General features: G+C 51.2%; 14 protein-coding genes and 2 pseudogenes. 3 read left to right on the top strand and 13 right to left on the bottom strand.

From position 1 onward, the window contains the following. Positions 1-187, bottom strand: a 187-nt coding sequence (locus tag M2108_RS28535; protein ID WP_277472755.1) for a transposase, incomplete at its 3' end; no start/stop codon positions are given. Positions 188-1,146: 959 nt separating this feature from the next. Here M2108_RS28535 and M2108_RS28530 point away from each other — a divergent pair. Beyond that, a pseudogene (locus tag M2108_RS28530) lies at positions 1,147-2,266 on the top strand (IS3 family transposase). 121 nt (positions 2,267-2,387) lie between these two features. Here M2108_RS28530 and M2108_RS31720 read toward each other — a convergent pair. Beyond that, the gene (locus tag M2108_RS31720) at positions 2,388-2,546 is read right to left on the bottom strand and encodes a multicopper oxidase domain-containing protein (protein WP_481856961.1); all 159 of its coding nucleotides are present in this window, start codon (positions 2,544-2,546) and stop codon (positions 2,388-2,390) included. 282 nt (positions 2,547-2,828) lie between these two features. On the opposite strand from M2108_RS31720, the gene M2108_RS28525 reads away from it, so the two are divergent. After that, positions 2,829-4,085 carry a hypothetical protein gene (locus M2108_RS28525; RefSeq protein ID WP_277472756.1) on the top strand — a complete coding sequence of 419 codons (1,257 nt, stop codon included), beginning with the start codon at positions 2,829-2,831 and terminating at the stop codon, positions 4,083-4,085. 166 nt (positions 4,086-4,251) lie between these two features. Here the strand turns inward: M2108_RS28525 and M2108_RS28520 are convergent, their stop codons facing one another. The 6 genes from M2108_RS28520 to M2108_RS28495 form a co-directional block, all read right to left on the bottom strand. Further along, positions 4,252-5,088 (bottom strand): carbohydrate ABC transporter permease, encoded by an 837-nt coding sequence (locus tag M2108_RS28520; RefSeq protein WP_277472757.1) that lies wholly within the window; start codon positions 5,086-5,088, stop codon positions 4,252-4,254. 1 nt (position 5,089) lies between these two features. Further along, positions 5,090-6,022: a carbohydrate ABC transporter permease gene (locus M2108_RS28515; RefSeq protein WP_277472758.1), complete on the bottom strand. Its 933-nt coding sequence runs from the start codon at positions 6,020-6,022 to the stop codon at positions 5,090-5,092. Positions 6,023-6,129: 107 nt separating this feature from the next. Next, a complete protein-coding gene (locus tag M2108_RS28510) occupies positions 6,130-7,482 on the bottom strand; it encodes an ABC transporter substrate-binding protein (protein ID WP_277472759.1) in 1,353 nt (450 codons plus the stop codon). 231 nt (positions 7,483-7,713) lie between these two features. Next, positions 7,714-9,030, bottom strand: coding sequence for an ABC transporter substrate-binding protein (locus M2108_RS28505; RefSeq protein ID WP_277472760.1), 1,317 nt, complete (start codon positions 9,028-9,030; stop codon positions 7,714-7,716). 27 nt (positions 9,031-9,057) lie between these two features. After that, positions 9,058-10,812, bottom strand: coding sequence for a cache domain-containing sensor histidine kinase (locus M2108_RS28500; RefSeq protein ID WP_277472761.1), 1,755 nt, complete (start codon positions 10,810-10,812; stop codon positions 9,058-9,060). A gap of 33 nt (positions 10,813-10,845) precedes the next feature. Beyond that, the gene (locus tag M2108_RS28495; protein WP_277472762.1) at positions 10,846-12,450 is read right to left on the bottom strand and encodes a response regulator; all 1,605 of its coding nucleotides are present in this window, start codon (positions 12,448-12,450) and stop codon (positions 10,846-10,848) included. A gap of 222 nt (positions 12,451-12,672) precedes the next feature. Between M2108_RS28495 and M2108_RS28490 the strand changes: the two genes are divergently transcribed. After that, complete coding sequence (locus M2108_RS28490; protein ID WP_277472789.1) at positions 12,673-13,419, top strand: YdcF family protein; 747 nt, start codon at positions 12,673-12,675, stop codon at positions 13,417-13,419. A 108-nt stretch (positions 13,420-13,527) separates the two neighbouring features. On the opposite strand, the gene ybaK is transcribed toward M2108_RS28490, so the two are convergent. The 5 genes and pseudogenes from ybaK to M2108_RS28465 all read right to left on the bottom strand — a co-directional run bounded on the left by ybaK (position 13,528) and on the right by M2108_RS28465 (position 19,458). Further along, positions 13,528-14,001, bottom strand: a complete 474-nt coding sequence (ybaK, locus tag M2108_RS28485; protein ID WP_277472763.1) for a Cys-tRNA(Pro) deacylase — start codon at positions 13,999-14,001, stop codon at positions 13,528-13,530. Between the two features lie 254 nt (positions 14,002-14,255). Further along, positions 14,256-14,507, bottom strand: a complete 252-nt coding sequence (locus M2108_RS28480; RefSeq protein WP_277472764.1) for a YolD-like family protein — start codon at positions 14,505-14,507, stop codon at positions 14,256-14,258. 169 nt (positions 14,508-14,676) lie between these two features. Further along, positions 14,677-15,930: pseudogene (locus tag M2108_RS28475) on the bottom strand (right-handed parallel beta-helix repeat-containing protein); the annotation flags it as partial. 1,131 nt (positions 15,931-17,061) lie between these two features. After that, a complete protein-coding gene (locus M2108_RS31490) occupies positions 17,062-17,334 on the bottom strand; it encodes an SRPBCC family protein (RefSeq protein WP_346780625.1) in 273 nt (90 codons plus the stop codon). A 450-nt stretch (positions 17,335-17,784) separates the two neighbouring features. After that, a complete protein-coding gene (locus tag M2108_RS28465; RefSeq protein ID WP_277472766.1) occupies positions 17,785-19,458 on the bottom strand; it encodes a hypothetical protein in 1,674 nt (557 codons plus the stop codon). Positions 19,459-19,491: the final 33 nt, after the last annotated feature.

Genomic DNA, 19,491 nt, shown 5'->3' with positions numbered 1-19,491 from the left:
TTTTCCATGAACCATAGCGTTCTTCCGGTAGATCCCGCCAGGCAGCACCACTTCGAGCGATCCATAGAAAAGCGTTAAACATGGTTCGTTCATTTGATTTTGACGGACGTCCTGTTGTGTAGGGTGGAAACATATCCTTAATTTGATCCCACTGTTCATCGCTTAATTTGTACCGTCTTTGAATCATGTTTGCTGCTCCATTCGTTTTTCTCAAATCTTACCATAATATTTAGTTTTCAGACACATTCTAGTTTTCTTATGTATCACATAATACATTAAAGATCATTGATTTCTCAATAATATTTTGAGAGAAATCAAACAGTTTGCACTCAGATGCTAGTTACTAGTCATAAACCACGGCCTGAAGTAAATGTGCGTGGGGCTCAGCACCTCTGGACGCACTGTTTAACTCCATACTCCTCTCCATACTCTGACAATCTTATTCAGTATTACTCCTCTCTCACAAGTACATAGAAAATTCTGCATCAGACCATATATCCCCCTTATATTCCGAAATCCTAATAACATATGTGAGATGTTCAATTTGCGGATATATTAAAATAAGCAACTTCTCTCTTCCTGTTATAAGGAATAATAAAGTAAATTGAAGTCTTGTATAAGATTGAGATCCAAGGACCTACAGATATCTGTACTGTTACTAAACACCGAGGTGAACTGAAATAACTCCCCAACTTCCTAATGCAAGGCGGGAAGACAAGTCACTTGATGATGTTAAATATCAGGAAGTTCATAGTAAACCAACAGATGGTTCCTTATATACAACAGGACTTAATTATAAAAAATTCTCTTCATGTTCTACTTGCTCGATCATGCCGATGGAGATAAGAACCTTCATGTCCTCCACTGTATTGTCGATTTTTTTTGTAATTTGGTATGTTAATAGCGATGTTGCCCTCTTTGGAGAAAAATGAGTGAAGGTGCTTTCTATAACCCCAGGTGATTGCGCCCCCCAACAAGAAGAAGCTATAACTTATATGAAACATAATACCATCAAACGACTGGGGCACCCTAACGAAATTGTCGCTCTACATGCAGCTTGTGCAGATGGATCGTCTACACTTAGTTGGACATAAAAAATAAGGGCTTGTAGAATAAACCTATCAAGTTAAGGAGCGGAACTCTACAATGCCAAAACAACAACGACGTACGTTTACAGCAGAATTCAAGAATCAGATGGTACAACTCTATGAGAATGGAAAATCACGGGCTGCGATCGTGGAGGAATACGACCTCACAGCTTCTGCTCTGGACCGCTGGATCAAGCAGTCTAGTAGCACAGGTTCCTTCAAAGAGAAAGACAATCGGTCCCAAGAAGAAAATGAACTCCTGGCTTTGCGAAAAGAGAATCAACGCCTTCAAATGGAGGTTGACATCCTAAAGCAAGCCGCGCTGATCATGGGACGAAAGTAGCTATCATCCGGAATAACCGCGATAAATACTCGGTATCAGCAATGTGCGAAGTCCTGCAAATCGCAAAAAGTACGTTCTACTATGAAACGAAGGACGAAAAGAATGAAGATGAGCTGAGTGCGGCGATTGTGGAAATCTTCCACAAGAACCGTAAAGCCTACGGCACACGCAAAATCAAAGTAAAGTTGAAGGAACAAGGATTGGTGATATCCAGACGCCGTATTGGGCGAATCATGAAAGAGCAGGGGTTAGTCTCGACCTATACTGTCGCGCAGTTTAAGCCCCATAAGACAGCTTGTAACGACGCAGCTACAGCGAATGTACTGAACCGTGAATTCGAGCAGACGAAGGCTAGGCGCTTTGTCGTAAGTGATCTGACTTATGTAAAGGTTCAGAACAAATGGCACTATATTTGCGTGCTCATTGACCTGTTCAATCGAGAAATTGTGGGACACAGCGCAGGGCCAAACAAGGATGCGGCTTTGGTTTCCCGCGCCTTTGCTACGGTAAACGGCGATCTGAGCCAAATCGAGTGGTTCCACACGGACCGTGGCAGTGAGTTTAACATGAAACGATGGACGAGCTTCTACTAACCTTTGAAATCGGCCGCTCCCTCAGCAAGAAGGCTTGTCCCTATGACAATGCCGTGGCCGAAGCGACATACAAAGTCATGAAAACCGAGTTCGTTAACCAAATGGAATTTCATAGTCTTCGGCACTTGGAAATCGAGTTATACGATTACGTCAATTGGTTCAACAAGCATCGTATTCATGGGACATTGGGTTACCTAACGCCTGTTCAGTATCGCCAAGAAGCCCTTAAAAAAGTTGTCTGATTTACTGTTGACAATCCAATCACTGATCCGTATCATGCCAAATTAGTGGGGTTCTTTTTAAAGAGTGAATGAAGCAGAGGGTGGAAGAACTTAATTAAAGTTCTTGCACCCTCTTTACTTTTTATGGGTGAGTATTTACCAGTTCCCCATTTCGCTCGATCACTTGGGCAAAATGACCATGGATATGAATGGGATGGTCTACTGTATCGTCATTTTGAAGCGTCAATTGGACATACTCCCCCGTCTTGACCTGAAGAGCCGTGCGAGCGATATCCGGCATTTATCAAACGTAAGCGAATCGTATCCCAAGACACTGGCCGTCAAGGGATCGATTAAGGAACCCGGTTTCCCATTAACCGTATAAATGTTATACATCGTGGCCATCATCTCTTCTTCGCTCATCGCTTGAGATGAAGAACCGTGGCGCTGTGGCTGGAGGTTTCCTGCTCTTCCATCCATTCGTCCAAGAGGAGGGTCACATCAAACGAACAAATCGCACAGCAACTCTGTTAAATCGACATTATAATCCAAGATATGATTTAAGTATGGAGGCGATCTCGACATGAACCGAGAGATACAGCAGCTTATTCTGGATTATAAATCTGATCTGGAATCGGTATATCACACCTGGTTTTTAAACAACAGCGATCGGTTAAAGGCTTTTCGGACCATTAAAACCGGTGTGAACGATGTTATAAAAGCAATAGAGACACAGGTTTTTGGAAACGACTTTAAGGGCTCACCACTGGAGGATGTTCTTGCGGCGATTTGTGAACAAAAACAAGTTTTTGAAGGTGCTGCACATGCGTTTTACTGGAAACCTAAACTGCGCATACCCGACATTTATGAAAATGAAGAGAACCAGCTGGCTTTTGGCCGATTTTTGAAGGCCGTGCTACAGGCCTCTGATGAAAAGCAAATATTGACTGAGATCGTAAAACTGGATCAATACCATATCAAAGGCCTTGGTCCTGCAGTAGCTAATATCTTGTATTTTTTGCATCCTACACTTTTCCCCCCGTTCAACACAGCTATCGTGAATGGGTTTAACTCCCTGCTGGATCGTAAGATAAAGCTCGGCTCCTGGCCGGCTTACTTGGAGATGCGCGAGACATTGCTGGACATCAACACGGCTTACCGCTCATCCTTATCCAAGGACCTGGGCGCCATTTCCGGCTTATTGTTTGAAATAGGCTCCGGGCGCCTGATTGTTAGCGGGAATGCTGAGGCGTTTCTTCAAGAGGAGGATAAGAAACGGGAAAAGGGGCGGTATAAGCGGCATCTGGAGGTGCTGAATGATACTAACGAAGAAAGTGAACATTCCGAAATGCAGCTGTATTTGGCGAGACTGGGACGGTCCTTTGGGTACAACGTCTGGATCGCCCAGAACGATCATCAGAGACAGTGGCAGGACGAGACTTTAGGGCGGTATTCCCTGTCTGCTTTTCCAGCCATGGATCTCCCTAAATCTGTTACGGATACGATCGCTTTTATCGATGTTCTTTGGCTCAATGAACGTAATGAGATTGTTTCGGGGTTTGAAGTTGAGAAGAGCACCTCCATCTACTCCGGAATTCTCAGACTGCATGATTTATCATTATCCATAGGAAATGCAACGTCCAGGCTGTATCTGATTTGCCCGGATAAACGGGAAAAAGAAGTGCGTGCACAACTGCTCCGTCCTTCTTTGCAGCGAACGCAGTGTGGCCCTATCTCATACATTCGATTTTCGGATTTACGAAACGACTGCAGCGCCATCTGCAAATACGGAAAATCGGTTGAAGCGCTCGACCCCATTTCGAACATCTGTACTTGCTGAGTTATTGCTTAGGATAAATCGGATACATTTTAATCCTTTTTATACTTGTCCATTTTCGGCTTAAAACAGAAAACCCGCGCTGGGCGCGGGCTCTTGTGGAACTATATTTCTTGTCTTTCTGCATATATCTGCGGCAAACCTCATAAAGAACGTTCCCTGAACACTTTTAACCCTTTGTAGCTCCCGCCGCAATGCCCTTCACGAAATATTTCTGCAGGGCGACGAACACAATCAGCACCGGCACAACCGACATCGCCGTTCCGGCAAAGATCATATCCCAGCGTGAGGAGAACTCTCCTATATAGCGGTATATTTCCACCACCATCGTCTTCGGCTCGCCTGAAGGCAGCACCAGCATCGGCATCAGGAAGTCATTCCAGATCCCCAGCCCGTTCAGCACCACCATACTGGCCGTAACCGGACCCATCAGCGGGAACACGATCCGCCAGAAGATTCCGTAGCGCGAGCAGCCGTCAATTTCCGCCGCCTCTTCAATTTCCTGCGGAATGCCTTTAACGAAGCTGGTGTAGAGCAGGCAGCCAAAGCCGACAGCACCGGCGACATAGACCAGAATCGGACCGGCCAGACTGCCGTACAAGCCGAACATTCTCAGCTCCTTGAACAGTGGAATCATGTAAGCCTGGAACGGAATCATCATCCCGGCCAGGAAATACAGGAACATGAACCTGGTCCAGCGGGCGTTACGCCGCTCAATCGCATAGCCGGCCATCGGAATAATCAGCACCTGGGCCACGATTGACACCAGGGTCAGAATCAGGCTGTTCAGAATGGCGCGCGGAAAGTCCGTCTCGGTCAGCAGATATTTGAAGCTTTCCAGGTAAAGCCCTTTGGGAAAGGCAATCGCGTCCCGCATGATTTCGGCGTTGCTTTTGAAGGCCGACATCAGATTGAAGAAAATCGGGAAAAAGAAAATGACAGCCAGCATCAGCGTGACTATAAACATCAGGATTTCAGCAATTCTTTTTTTCGTCTGAAGAGTCATGCTACATCTGCACCTCCCGTTTCCGGAGGAATTTCACTTGAATGACCGTGATTAGCATAATAATCAGGAACAGCACCATGGCCAGCGCCGTACCAAAGCCCTGCCGCAGCTCGCCAAAGCCGACTTTATAAATAATATAGGTCAATGTCTCGGTCTCAAAGCCCGGGCCTCCATCCGTCATGACCGCAATCTGGTCAAAAATCTTCAGCGCGCTGATCATCGACAGTACCATACATACCGTCATTGAACCGGCCAGCAGCGGGAAGGTAATGTGCCGGAACTGCTGGAAGCCGTTCGCCCCGTCAATGCTGGCCGCTTCATTCAGCTCAGGCGGAATGCCCTGCAGCCCGGCCAGATAGATAATCATGTAATAACCCGCGCCTTTCCAGACTGTAGACAGAATAATCGAAAGCATGGCGTATTTCGGATTGCCCAGCCAGTCAACGACCCAGCTGCCCAGTCCGACCGCATCAAGAATCTGATTGAACACGCCGAAATTATAATTCAGGATCATTGCCCACACAAAACCCATTACGATCCCGCTCAGCAGTGTCGGGAAATAAAAAATGCTTCTGAACAGATTACGGAACCAGCGGACCTTATCCACCAGGATTGCCATGGCAATCGCTGCGATATTTTCCAGGACAACGAGGCTGATGGTCATGACCAGCGTATTTTTCAGCGCATTGTGTACGCGGGGGCTATGCCAGATTTCCACGAAATTGGCGAACCCGATATATCGCATGTCTTCACTGATACCGTCCCATGAGGTGAAGCTGAGATAAATACTGCCTGCTGTCGGTACAATGACAAACAGCGTATAGATAAGAAATGACGGCAAAATAAACATCAGCGCATAGGACTGCCACCGCTTCTTTTTCTTGGGCTTCAGCGCCGCAAGCGGCTTGTCTGTCTGTTGCAATGCTGTAGACATGGATGCTCTCCCTCCCGGAGCCGCTCCCCGGCAAGAGGGTCTGCTCAAGTAGCAGGACTTCCCTCCCCCGGGCAGCTTTTCTTTTTTTACTTATAATCCGGTGCTGCTTATTGCTGGTTCGCTTTCACCTGTGTGTCATATTCGGTATCTGCCTGCTTCATGTAATCACTGACGTTCTCGTCCTTCACGACCAGATCCTGCAGCAGCTTGTAGAACCAGTTGCGGAACTGCGGAGGAATCAGGTTGTCACCCCACCAGTTATTGATTGCCAGCGATTTGGTGACATTCGGGTCGGCTATCAGATCAAGAGCTACCTGCATCTGTTCTCCAGTTTCATAAGTAACCTTCTCTTTCGTGGAAGGAATGGCGTTGATGCTGGCCAGATATTTAGCGTATTGCTCTGGTGCAAAGAAGAAGCGGATAAAATCCTTGATTGCCTCTGTTTTGTCCGCATCCTTGGCAGCTTCAGCAGAGAGCGACCAGCCGGCCGGCGACGAAAGACCGATTACGTTCACTTTGCCTTCGCGGTCAGGAATGGCATAGAAGCCGAATTCAAAGCTTGGATCTGCCTCCTGAATCTGTGTAAACATCCAGGTGCCGGAGTAGAGCTGGGCCGCTTTGCCTGCTACGAGAATGGAAGCCGTCTGGTTATCCCCGGTACTGAGCCAGCCTTTGTCCACATAGTTAGTGAACAGGTCTTTAAAGTCTGTCATCGCCTGTACAACATTGGCGTCCGTGAAGCTGACGGTCTTGGCCGTACGCTTGGAGTTCCAGTCCGGGTCCTTCGAGTACACATCATCAATCAGGAACTTGTTCACCCAGAAGCCCATATGGAAAATATCCTTGCCGCCGACAACAATCGGGGTGATGCCGCTGGCTTTCAGCTTCTCCTGGATCGCGAGAAACTCGTCATACGTTTTGGGAAGCTCGGTAATGCCGGCATCCGCATACGCTTTTTTGCTGTAGATAATGCCTTGCGGCACGTTTACCGACATCGGCGCATTCCACACCTTGCCGTCTACCTGCGGCGGATTGTCGAACAGCTCAGCCAGATCGGCAGGCAGCTCGACGATTTTGCCGGCATCTGCAAACACCTGGGTGTCACGGATTTCAACGAGATCCGGGAATTCACCGACGGCATCTTTCGTTTTGAGCCAGTCCAAATATGCTGCTGAAGACGTTTCGCTGATGTCTTTGATTTTGACGTTCGGATTGGCTTCCATGAAAGCCTTGACGGTTTCTGCAATCGCCTCTTTGGTCGCCGGGTCGCCGGACGCATAGCCGATGGAGAACTGTACTTCTTTTTTCGTATCGGTGGTTGCCGCCGGTGCATTGGTTACGGTTGTGTTATTTCCGTTGTTAGCAGTATTTGAAGCGTTATTGTTACCTCCGCAAGCTGACAGAATGGCCGTTGCGGCCAGAAGGGTTGCGGACAATCCGGTTACTGATTTCTTATACATGTGAACAAGACCCCCTATGTGACTGAAGATGGATTATAGCGGGAAACAGTATCCGATGTGCGCATCATCTTAGAAAGCGTTTCCTTGTGATTACAGGATAGCATTCTGCACTCAAGGGTTGAATGCAGTTTTTTAAGCTCTGTATGCGGTAATTTTAATAGATCTCTATGACAAAAAAAGAGGGAGATCCGCAGATCTCCCTCACGCGACCGCTATTCAGCTGAATTTCTGCTATTCCTTCAAGCCCTCTTCCCGCGCCTGCCGGTCGTATTCCCGGTCCGCTTCTTTCATTGCGCTGCTTACATCTCCATTGCTGACCACGAGCTCCTCCAGCAGCTTGTAGTACCAGTTGCGGAACTGCTGCGGAATGGTATTGCCGCCCCACCAGTTGTTGATCATCCTTGATTTCACAGTCTGCGGGTCGTCCAGAATACGCAGAGCCTCCTGCATCGGTTCACTTACTGGATATACCGGTTTGATTGTGGTGGCGGGAATCCCGTTAATCGCCGCCAGAAAGGTGCCGTACTGCTCAGGACTGAAGAAGAAGTGCAGGAAATCTGTGATTGCTGCCGCCTTAACCGGATCACCGGCGGCTTCCGCCGAGAAGGACCAGCCGGCGAGCGAAGGAAGACCGGTCACCTTCACCTGCCCGGTGCGGTCCGGCACCGCATAGAAGCCGAATTCAAAAGCCGGATCTGCGGCAGCAATCGGCGAGAACATCCACGGTCCCGAGTAGAGCTGGGCTGCTTTACCTGACACAAGGAAGGATACAGTCTGGTTATCGCCGATATTCTGCCAGCCCGGATCAACATACCGGGTGAACAGCTGTTTGAAGTCGCTCACTACCTGGATTACATTGGCATCGGTAAAGCTGGCTTTGCCGGCCGTTTTCTGTGCGTTCCAGTCCGGATCAGCAGCATACACATTATCGATCAGAAATTTATTGATCCAGAACCCCAGGTGAAACAGATCCTTTCCCCCGGCCACCAGCGGTGTAATGCCGGAGGCCTTCAGCTTCTCCTGCACGTCCAGAAACTCATCATAGGTTTGCGGCAGACTGGTAATTCCGGCTGCCGCATAGGCTTTTTTGCTGTAGATGATGCCCTGCGGCGGGGTTTCATACAGCGGAGCGTTCCACACTTGTCCGTACACCTGTACAGGATGGTCCAGGAGCTCCACCAGCTCCTGCGGGAGCGGCGCAATTTTGCCTGCAGCGGCGAAAGCCTCTGTATCACGCATCTCCAGCAGATCGGGAAACTCGCCGACGGCATCCTTTATTTTCAGCCAGTCCAGATAGGCGCTGGAGGAAATTTCACTGACGTCCTTGATCGTCACATGGGGATGAGTCTGCATATAGGCGGCAATAACCGCCTTCAGTGCCTGGGTCGTCGCCATATCTCCGGCAGCATAGGCAATGGAAAAGGTGACCGGCCGGAGAGATTCTTCCTCTCCCCCGCCATCATCCCCGGAGCGGCCCGTGCTACAGGATGCAAGGATTACGAGGGTGAGTATAACCGTTGCCGTTTGTCTTTTGCTAATCTTGTACATACCCCGCTTGCGCTCCCTTACAGTAGACTACGATCTTTGTTCAATAACAGGAAACAGCAGGGTAACGGATGTTCCGATATGCTCCCGGCTGCTGACGGTAAGGCCATACTCATCCCCGAAGCTGGAACGGATGCGTTCATGGACATTTTTCAGGCCTACATTTTTGCTGGGGGCGGCGGGGTCTTCCAGATTCCTGTGAAGCTGTGCCAGTGTCTCCCGGCTCATGCCGATGCCGTCATCATAAATGGTGACAGCCATTATCTGCCCTCTACGCTCAACCGTGATGCCTATTGTTCCTTTGCCCTTCTGGCGCAGACCATGCTGGACAGCATTCTCGACCACCGGCTGCAGCGACAGCTTCAGTACCGGCCAGTTCAAATCAATATCCTGCGGAATCTCCTGCTGAAGCGTATACCTGTTTTCATACCGGACGGAAATAATGTAGAAATAATTATGGAGATGCATAAGCTCGCTGCCGAGGCTGACCCGGTCCTCCCCGTAATCAATCACATACTTCAGCTGATCCGAGAGTGCCAGAATCATATCCGCCACTTCCCCGGCCTCCTTATCCACTGCATTCATGCGGATAACTTCCAGGGTGTTGTAGAGATAATGCGGCCGGATCTGGCTTTTCAGCGCGTTCAGCTCGGTCTGCTTCTGCTTGATCTGGGCCACATAGGCTTCGTCGATATGAATTTTGAGGCGCTCCACCATCCGGTTAAACCCATGGGCCAGCCTGCCCATCTCATCGTTGCTGTTCACTGTCAGCTGGGTATCAAGGTTGCCGGACTCCACCACCGTCATCTGCCTGATCAGCTCCCGGATCGGTGCCGCCAGGCGGCGGGAAAACCACGCCCCCATTACAATCATCACAACCGCGCAGATTGCGATGGCGGTATATACGGTCATCCTTGCTGACAGCAGCTGCTCGAACAGGCTGCCGCGGTGGATTCCGGCGATAATCTGCCCGTCCAGAAAAGGGATCTCCTGACTGAGTGTGATCCGCTCCTTATCATCCAGCACGGGCTGTACTACTGCCCCCGGAGTCATATCCTGATTGCTGAAATACACCCTGCCCTTGCCGTCCAGCAGGTACAGCTCATCCTTGGCGCCGAGGCTGAGCTCCCCGATAAACTGCTGGAACAGCGAGGTGTCGATGTCTAAGAAAAGGGTCCCAACCACCTTGGGCTCCCGGGACACTCTGCCCGAGGTATCGATCAGGTTGCGGCCGATGGTAAACACGGTTTTGTGTGAATCAAAAAAGTAATCATCCGCATGTGCCGGAAATACCGCTGCTTTGGCCGGATCTTTAGCCATGGCTGCCAGCCACTCAGGCCGGGCGAAGTCGCCCTTCACCAGCGAGCGGTTCTCCTTCTGCTGCGAGTATACCTTGCCGTCCGCACTCCTTACAAACTGCACACCGGTAATATAGGAATCGCTGAACAGCAGCGTTTTGAGGAAGCTGTCAATCGGGATGGCATTAATCTGCCCCAGCTCATTGACATTCGCAGTCTGGTTGCGGCTGTAGCTGTCGATGTATCCGTCGTAACGGCCGGTGTACATCAGCTTGGAGATTTCATTGTACTGGTTAAACGCCGAATTCAGATTATAGCCCATATACAGCACCATCTGCTGCAGATTGCTGGCCGTATAGCGCTCCACATAACCGGAAAAGGTCTTAACGGAAAAAAAGCTGAGCGCCAGCAGCGGAATCAGCCCGACCAGCAGAAAGGATGCCGAAAATTTGACGAAAATACTGCTGCTCCTCCCCCGGTTCAGCACGCTTACTCCCCCTTATACTCTATTATCATGCCGTCAAGGCTTCCAGGACTGCTTATACTCCTGCGGCAGCCTGCCGAATTTCTTCTTGAACATATCGCTGAAATGACGGGCATTGTTATAGCCGACCAGCTCGGCGATTTCATAGATCATCAGATTGCTCTGGAGCAGCAGCCGGCGGGCATGGTTCAGCCTTACCTCCGTTAAATAGTGCTTGAAGTTCTGGCCGGTATGCTTCTTGAAAAAGCTGCTGAAATAATACGGGTTCATGTACAGCATCGCGGCCATGGATTCTAGCGTAATATTCTCGGCGTAATGCTCGTCTACATAAGCTTTGACCTGGAGCAGCTGAGGCATTTCTTTGCCGCTCAGCCTGCCGGCCAGCTGGTCGAACAGCTGCTGTACCACACTGCAGAAAGCGGCCCCCAGCGCGGCATAGGTCGGAGCTGCAGTAAGCTGCTCCAGCAGCAGCGGGCTGGGGCCCTGCTGGGCGGCTGCATCTGCACTGTATTCGGCAAGCTCCTGCTCCAGCTGGAGCACCGTATTGTAGATGTGCGATACCGCCTGGGCGGGGCTGCCGCCGGAGAGCTGTTCCACCTGGTCAAGCAGCTCTTTGCAACGGCCGGCGGCAGTCTCCTTCTCCAGCATCTTCAGCGCTTCTATCAGCGACAGCTGAGTATCCGCCAGGATGGCCGGCGAGGACAGGGTAGTCGGAGCCCCAGCTGCGCCGTCATCAGCGATAACCCGGTTCAAGCCGCAGAAATATTTCGATTTGAGCGCTTTCAAGGCGCTGCGGTATGATTCGTCCGCCTCCTCCATTCCGCCTCCCGGCAGGCCCACGCCGATGGTCACCTGCAGCTTGAGATAGCTGTTGATCTTCTGGTGCAGATCAATCATCAGAGCAAGCGGCTGTTCAGCCTGCTCATGCTGCAGCAGCATACACAGCCGTTCCCCCTTGCGGAACACATATCCGCTGCCGCTGCTTTCGACCGTCTCTTTGATAATATTGCTGAGCGCGAATTCTACCAGCTTGCGTTCATGCTCCTCCCAGCGGGAGGAGCCGCCGCTGTATTCATCGATCTCCACTGCACAAACGGTAGCAAAGCGGGTAATGGCCGTGTTCCCCAGCCGGGCCAGCGTGACTGCAGCCCCCTTGTTGCCGTCCGTCAGCTGCTCCAGCAGCTCTTCAATCGTGCCGGAGACATTTTTGCGTTCATAGGATTTCAGCCTCTCCTTGTTCCGCTCCTCCTCTGATTCCTGGCGGATCAGCGCGGCTGCCTTGCCTGCCGCCTGCTCCAGCTGACCGGTATTGACCGGTTTAAGCAGATAGTCCACCGCACCGTACTGCAGCGCCTGCCGGGCATAGGCGAACTCCTGATAGGCACTGATGAACACTACCTTGATGGAGCGGCCTGATTCATGAATCCCGCGTATAATATCAATGCCTGTATAACCCGGCATGCTAATGTCACTGATGATCAGATCGGGAGCAGCGCTGTCAATCAGCGTCTTCAGCTCAATTCCGTCACTTGCTTCCCCGACGATTTCAAGGCCGAGCGACTCCCAGGCGATCAGTTTTTTGAGCCCGCGAAGAATGACCGGCTCATCATCGGCCAGTACAACACGTATGCTTCTGTTCATGCTTGTTCCTCCGTGTATATGACATCTTGCTGCCGCTTCCGGGATTGCCCCACCACTACTGTACCACAGAAACCCGGCAGGGCAGATGCAGCTTTTTAATGGAAAACCGCAGTTTTTTAAGCGGGCTGTCCGTAACCGTCTGTTCCCCTCTCCTTGCGGCCGCATGGCACAATCAAGCTGCAGCTTGTATACTTGTACCAAAAAGGAAAGGCGGTCATCTTTCTGATCTATTTCATTAAATTCCTCTACAGCTTCATTCTGCCGCCGGGCCTGTTCGTCCTGCTGCTGACTGCGGCTGCACTCTGGATCTGGCGCAAAAACCGCCGTCCGGCCGTCACTATGCTGATTATTACCGTGCTGCTCTACCTGTCTATGACACCGCTGATGTCAAATCTGCTGATGGGCAGCCTGGAACGTAAATACAGTCCGCCCTCCCGGATCGACGGCGATGTGATCGTCGTCTTGGGCGGCGGGGCGACAAGCGGAACGCCGGATATTGACGGTGAGGGCAATCTGTATGGGCCCGCGGCTAACCGGCTGCTGACCGCAGCCCGGTTATACAGGGAAACCGGCCTGCCGCTGCTGTTCACCGGCGGCCAGGTGTTCGCCGACAGCGGCAATGAAGCGGACATTGCGAAGCGCCAGCTGATTGGCCTTGGCATTCCGGCAGAGGATATCCTGACCGAGAACCAGTCGCTCAACACCGAGCAGAACGCCGAGTTTACCGCAGCGCTGATGAAGGAGCACGGGCTCAGCCGCCCGGTGCTGGTCACCTCCGCCTTCCATATCGCGCGCGGCATGGAGGAATTCCGCAGCGCCGGGTTATCTCCGCAAGCTTACCCTAGCGATTATAGGATCAGCCGCACGGGCTCTTTCTCCCTCGCCAAGCTGTTTCCTTCACCCGGATCGATGGAGTCTACCGGAGTCGCGCTGAAGGAATACCTTGGCCTGCTGGCAGCCAGGTTATAGACAGCCTGACTCGCATCCGCCCCGGAAATATGGCTCCGGCAGCGGGCCAAATAAAAAGCAGTGGCCAAAGGAATTCCCCCTCGCCACTGCTTTTTTGTGTCCTGCGTCCTATTTGACCAGATCGTAAAATACGGCTTCTGTCATGCCGGCCAGCTCCTGCGGGTCCAGCTCCATCTGCATGCCGATTTTGCCTGCACTAACCGCAATCGTATCATATAGCTCCGCGCTTTCCTCAATAAAGGTCGGATACAGCTTCTTCATCCCGACCGGCGAGCAGCCGCCCCGGATGTACCCTGTCCACTTCAGCAGATCTTTCATAGGAAGCATCTCAATCTTTTTCTCTCCCGCAGCCTTGGCTGCCTTCTTCAGATCCAGCTCCCCGCCTACCGGAATGACGAACACATACAGATTGGGTCCGTTGTGTGCCACCAGAGTCTTAAAGACTGTGTCCGGATCAAGACCGATCTTCTCGGCCACTGCGGTTCCGTGAATCGCCCCGTCCTCGTTATCATAATGATGCACCTCATAGCGTATGCCCTTGGCATCCAGCATCCGCAGCGCGTTGGTTTTGCCGGTCTGCATGTTCCCCTCCCTTTTCTGCCCTGTGACATTTTATAGATTAGTAACCCGCTGATTATGTATAAAAGCTATTATAACACGTACCGTTCACAGTCTATAATAAAACCAGACTCTGCCTATCTCCGTTTCCCGCTTATTGAGAATCAGGGCTTTTTACCTGCGTCCTTCACCTGCTGCTGCCGGACAATAACAAAAACCCTTGGTTGCCCAAAGGTTCAGTTATTGGAATCGTCATCCGGTTAAGCTGTCTTTCCCGGCTAATCACGCGGATAATTCACTGCCATAATATCCATAAACGGAACCTTGTGCAGTTCCCCGTTAGAGCTGACATGCACCTTCCCGGTCCGTGAGTCCATGCCGGTAATCTGTCCGCGCACCTCTTCTTCTTTTCCCCATACGGTCAGCAGAATGACTGACTCCTCCTGCATTGCTTCTGTCAGCTGGTTGCCTAGCTCCTCCAGCACAAACTCATCTCTCGTCGGCCGTTTGGCCACTTTCGCTTTTGCCACGCTTTACCTCCATTAAGCCATTCCTGGGATTCCTTTTAGCAACTGTTCAGCAGCGATAATGAATGCTCCTAAATATTATAACATGTACTCCCCGGGCAGCAACCCGCAGTGCAGCAAAAAGGAACCGGACGGCAGTCCGGTTCCTCTGAATACAGCGTTATGGTATAAACTATTGAATGGTGGCTCCGATGTTAGTGCCGGCTGGTGTACCGGAACCGATCAAATCGCTGCCTGAGGCCAGCTTCAGGAAATTTCCAAGGCTGAATGAGCCGTCAGCATTCCGGATAACCGAAGGAGTCAGGCTCACGAAATCGGCACTGCTCGCTACAAGACCCTTGGCGTTGGTGCTGGCGTTATTCTTCCACCATACGTTAGTGCTGGAAACATCCGTTCCGCTTGTCTTGTCGCTCGAGGATCCGGCAAAGCTCAGGTTATTCGTGAAGACATGGGTACCTGCATCAAAAGCAAAGTTGCTTCCGCCATTGTTCCAGGATGTATTGTTGGTTATTTTGATGGAGCCGGGGTTGCTGTTATAGGTGAAGCCGTGCTTTTTGTTCTGGCAGGCTATGCTGTTCGTTACAATATGGTTCACGGAGATGGATTCCCCGCCCAGTTTGAAGCCGTTGCCGTCACTGTCTGTGGTGGTGTTGCCGTCGGAGGTTTGGCCGTTTTTGTAAGCAATGCTATTCTTAATGGTTACTACGCCGATAGGGCCGGTATCCGTCTTGGTGTACAGGTCCCATCCGTCATCGGTATTCCAGGCTGCTATACATTTATCAAACACGTTACCGGGGCCAATCGTCAGCTTGGCGGCAAATCCGTCCGCATCCTCCCCGTTATCCGGGTCAAAATTGTCATGGGAATATACGCCGATAATCTGATTGTAGCTCGGCCATTCGCTCATGCTGGCGGCAGACGAGGCATAACGGCTGATTTGCAGGCCGGAATCCCGGTTATGATGCGTCTCTACATTTTCGATAATGTTGTAGTTACCGCCGATAAAGATCCCGTTATCTCCGGCTCCCTTGACTTCAAGTCCTTTTACATGCCAGTAATGCCCAAAAATCTGTAAACCGCGTTCCGAGGATGCAAAGGCTTGGGCGGAGAAATCAAAAACCGGCTTTTCACTTCCATAGGCAACGATGGTCTTGCGCGCGCTGGCGGTGCCGCTGTTGTCCCGCTCGATCGTCACTGGTGAAGAGAAGGAATAAGTGCCGCCGCGCAGGTAGATCGTTCCGCCTGCAGCAACCCGGGTCAATGCAGATTGCAGTGTAGTCGGGCTTCCAATCGTACCGGCATTGCCTGCAGCACCGTTAGCCGCAACATAAAGCGCACCGGAAACCGGAGTTGCAGTCGGGACAGCGGTAGGCGCAGGAGTGGGCTCTGTTGTCGCTGTTGCCGAAGGAGTTGCAGTCGGTGTAGGCGCTGCTGTCGGATTGCTGGTTGGTGCCGTTGTAGCGGTTGGCGTGGATGTAGGAGTCGCCGTGGTATCGCTTACAATTACATTGTCAAATTTGGCAGCCGTCTTGTAGGCAATCAATCCAACTCCGCCGGAGGTTAAATTGTTATCGTGTGCATTTAATTGCAGCACATTATTCACATACATGCTGATCGAATCCCCGGCTAGTTCCAGCCGGATGTTGTACACTGTTCCAGTCGTGATCGAGAAGCCGGTCTTCGTTGCAAGTGTAGTGCTTTCGCCGCCGAACTTTTTGCGGATTTCCAGTGTTCCCCCATTCGAATTGGAGATGGAGGCGGCATAGTAATTGTTCCCGTCCTTGTAACGGCCGCACACATACGTACGGTTAGTGCCGTTAAAATTATCGATTTTGACATCAGCCTTAACGCTATAGTCGGCCCAGGAGCCGCTGCCTGCCGAGGTGCGGCCTTCTGAACTGCCGGATTGATAATATACATAAGAGCTGCCGTCTTTTACTACTGACCAGGTACCTGTCGTGCTGGTCCAATTGCCGGCGCTGCCGGACTCAAAATCATCACTGAAGACGTTTGCCGCATGTACTGAGGGTATACCCCATTGCAAGCCGCCAAAAGCGATTACAGCAGAAAGCGCAAGACATGCAGTGAAAGAAAATCTCTTTTTTATTTTCACGTTAACATTAACCTCCAGATTATTTTTTATTTTTTCAGTAGCCACTGCAGCTGTAGCATTCCATGTCATTCTTGCTGTATTTACGGACAACAGTTATTCATCGTTCATCGCATCCCTCCTTATACTTAGAAATGCATATTGCTGCGAAAAACATTTTTCCGCAGGAGTCAACCTAACTTCCACTATAAATCCTTTTTCAGGATTGTACAGATGCTTTTAAGTAAATTTATCACATATATGTGAATACATTTTATTTTCTTTCATACTCGCCTGTAAAGGGATTCGACGTGCTGCCAGGCACGCAAAAAGCTGCCCGGCCGGGCAGCTTTTTATAAACCCCTATTCAGCTATTTCGCACCCGCTCAACCTGTCCGGTATACACCTCATACTGTTCTTCCCATGCTTGCTTGCGGTTGCCAAAACCTTTCCCCTCCAGCAGTGCTCCTATAACATCCAGACAGACATGCCAGCCGGCCAGGTCCTTGGGGTGTGATCCTTGATTATACTTATCGCTTCAATTAGCCGCAGCATGCAGCCTCCCGGCTCGGCTTCAAGCTCAAATCTGACCTTATCCTCACCCCAGGCATACTCCAGCACAGCGGCAGGCTCGTAATCCGAGATGCCCATCATCTCATATATCCCGTCTCCCATATCAAACGTCATGCTTCCGCCAATGCACAGCTCACCGGCCCTAAGCTCAGGAAACCACCTGGACAGCAGCCTATTGTCCGTCAGGTAAGCCCAGACTTCATCTGCTGTATGCTTGTAATGGCGTTCAAACGTTGCTGTAAAGCCCGTCCGGCACTTTCTGTAGTCTGGCAGTCATCTGGATTCCTCCGAATCAGAGTGGGATTGCTCCATTTAAGGCTATTGCTAATCAAACTAATTGTAAATTCGCCACCTAATTCTTAGCAAACTATCGGAAAGCAAGAAACAAGTGGAAAAACGCATCTTAATTCCACATATTTTACACCCAGCAGGGCTTACAGCCCGAAATAAGTGGCGTTTTTCCAACTAGTGCCGATTAATAGTAAGAAACATTGAAATTAGGTGGCGAAAATCCAACTAACGTACCGCATCATAGGAACGAAACAGTAAAGTGAGATATTCTCCCGAAAAGGAGAGCATTTGTAGGGTGCGTTATCAAATATTAAGCCGTTGCTATAACTATACCTTATAGTCTTCCCGGCTTACTGGTTTGCCGTTAATTGAAGCTGCCGGCCCTTTAACTGAACCGGCTTCAAGCCGGAGCAGATCACTACTAAGGCTAGTGTATTCTACCGAGAGTACAGATCCAGCCGAGAACACCGGCTTACGAGCTGACAGAGCAGCGGCAAACTCAGCCAGGCTGCTGATGCCTTTTTCCGCTGCCTCGGCTGCTGCTAAAGCTTCAACCGCTACACCGCCCGGCATTCCTGCCGCTGTTACATCCAAATAATCCTCCCGGCTGGTCAGCTGATACGCCCGGGACAGCCAGACAGCAAAATAAACGCCCCGGACCAGGCCGTAAAGCGCCTGTTCCTGCTCCAGCCAATCTCCCTTCGGCAGCACGCCTACAATCGTGTTCTCTGCACCTTCTGGCACAGGGAACAATGACAGGACCGTCCCCTTATGATACAGCACTTCCATATACGGGCTCTGATGGCGGGGATCGCCTGCATGGTAGCCTTCGCCCGGATGGAAGAAATACAGCCGGTTGACTTCCCCTTCCCCGCTGACCGGCAGTGAATAAGCCCAGCGGAGCTGCTCATTATCAAATTCCTCAACCCGTTCCCACAGGCCGCCTGCCGCATACGCGTCTGTAATATAAGCGTATGAATGCAGCAATGGCTGCTCTTGAGACTCGCCGGGATTTACTTTTTGCATAAGCTTCTTCACTGCTACAGGTTCGCGGCGGTTTAATGCCGCTTGCCGTGCCTGCGCCGGAGCCTCGTAGAACAGAAATCCGGCATATTCTGTACGCGGCATACTCCCGCTTAGCGGGAAATCGCCGAACTGCACATAATCATGCAGCACGTTGCGGTCAGCCGGCACATCATGCGGCCAGCCGCGGGAGTGTGCGCCGACCCAGGCACCGCGCAGATAAAAGTCACTCCGCAACTGCCAGAGGTAGTCTAGCATCTCTCCAAGCAATGCCCGGACTCCGCTGTCCGCCTCAAGCTCCCAGGCGCAGGTGAACGCCTGCACCCAATGCCAGAACCACGGCAGACTGCCGTATTCCGGCATCCCCTTTGCCCGTATATGGCTGAGTGTCTGTTCCAGACTGGCAATACCGTCTGCGCGCAGCTCCTCGTCTCCGAACAGCTGGCCGAAGATCAGCTTGGCGGCTGTATATTTGGCTTCGTGGTGCCCGTAATGCACCACCTCTTTACGGAAAAAGCCGCTGCGGTAAATATGCCCGGTTGCTGTATGCAAAGCTACTCTGAGCGCAGCGCTCAGCAGGCCGTTGTACTGCCTGCAGAACCAGACCAGCAGGCTGCCCATAATTTCTACCGGCAGCTCATGCGGTGCAGCTTCGCGCGGCAGCGGATTCAGGCCAAGCGGCCAGTGGCCGTACAGGCGGGTTCCCGGCTGCCGGTTCTGCAGCAGCACGGTTTCCAGCAGCACCGCCTCCGCTTTCTGCCGGGCCTGCTCCCGCTCTGCTTCCGGAAGCAGCGAATCATCTACAGCAGCCGCGAACAGATAGGAAGCATAATAGAAGTTATTGCGGACGTCATCGTGAAACCAGAGACCGCTATCCAGCAGCGGCAGCGCCTGTGCCTCGAGTGCCACCTTTTGAATGATCTCCCGTTGTCTGTGCGCATAAGGATTATCTAATTTATAGTGTAGCTTAGCCGTCATCATTTTCCCCTCCCAGGGTATTATTTCCATCCT

The sequence above is a fragment of the Paenibacillus sp. PastM-3 genome (assembly GCF_029893965.1).
In the GTDB taxonomy this organism is placed as follows: Bacteria; Bacillota; Bacilli; order Paenibacillales; family Paenibacillaceae; genus Paenibacillus_AQ.
This window is presented reverse-complemented; position numbering and strand designations above follow the sequence as displayed.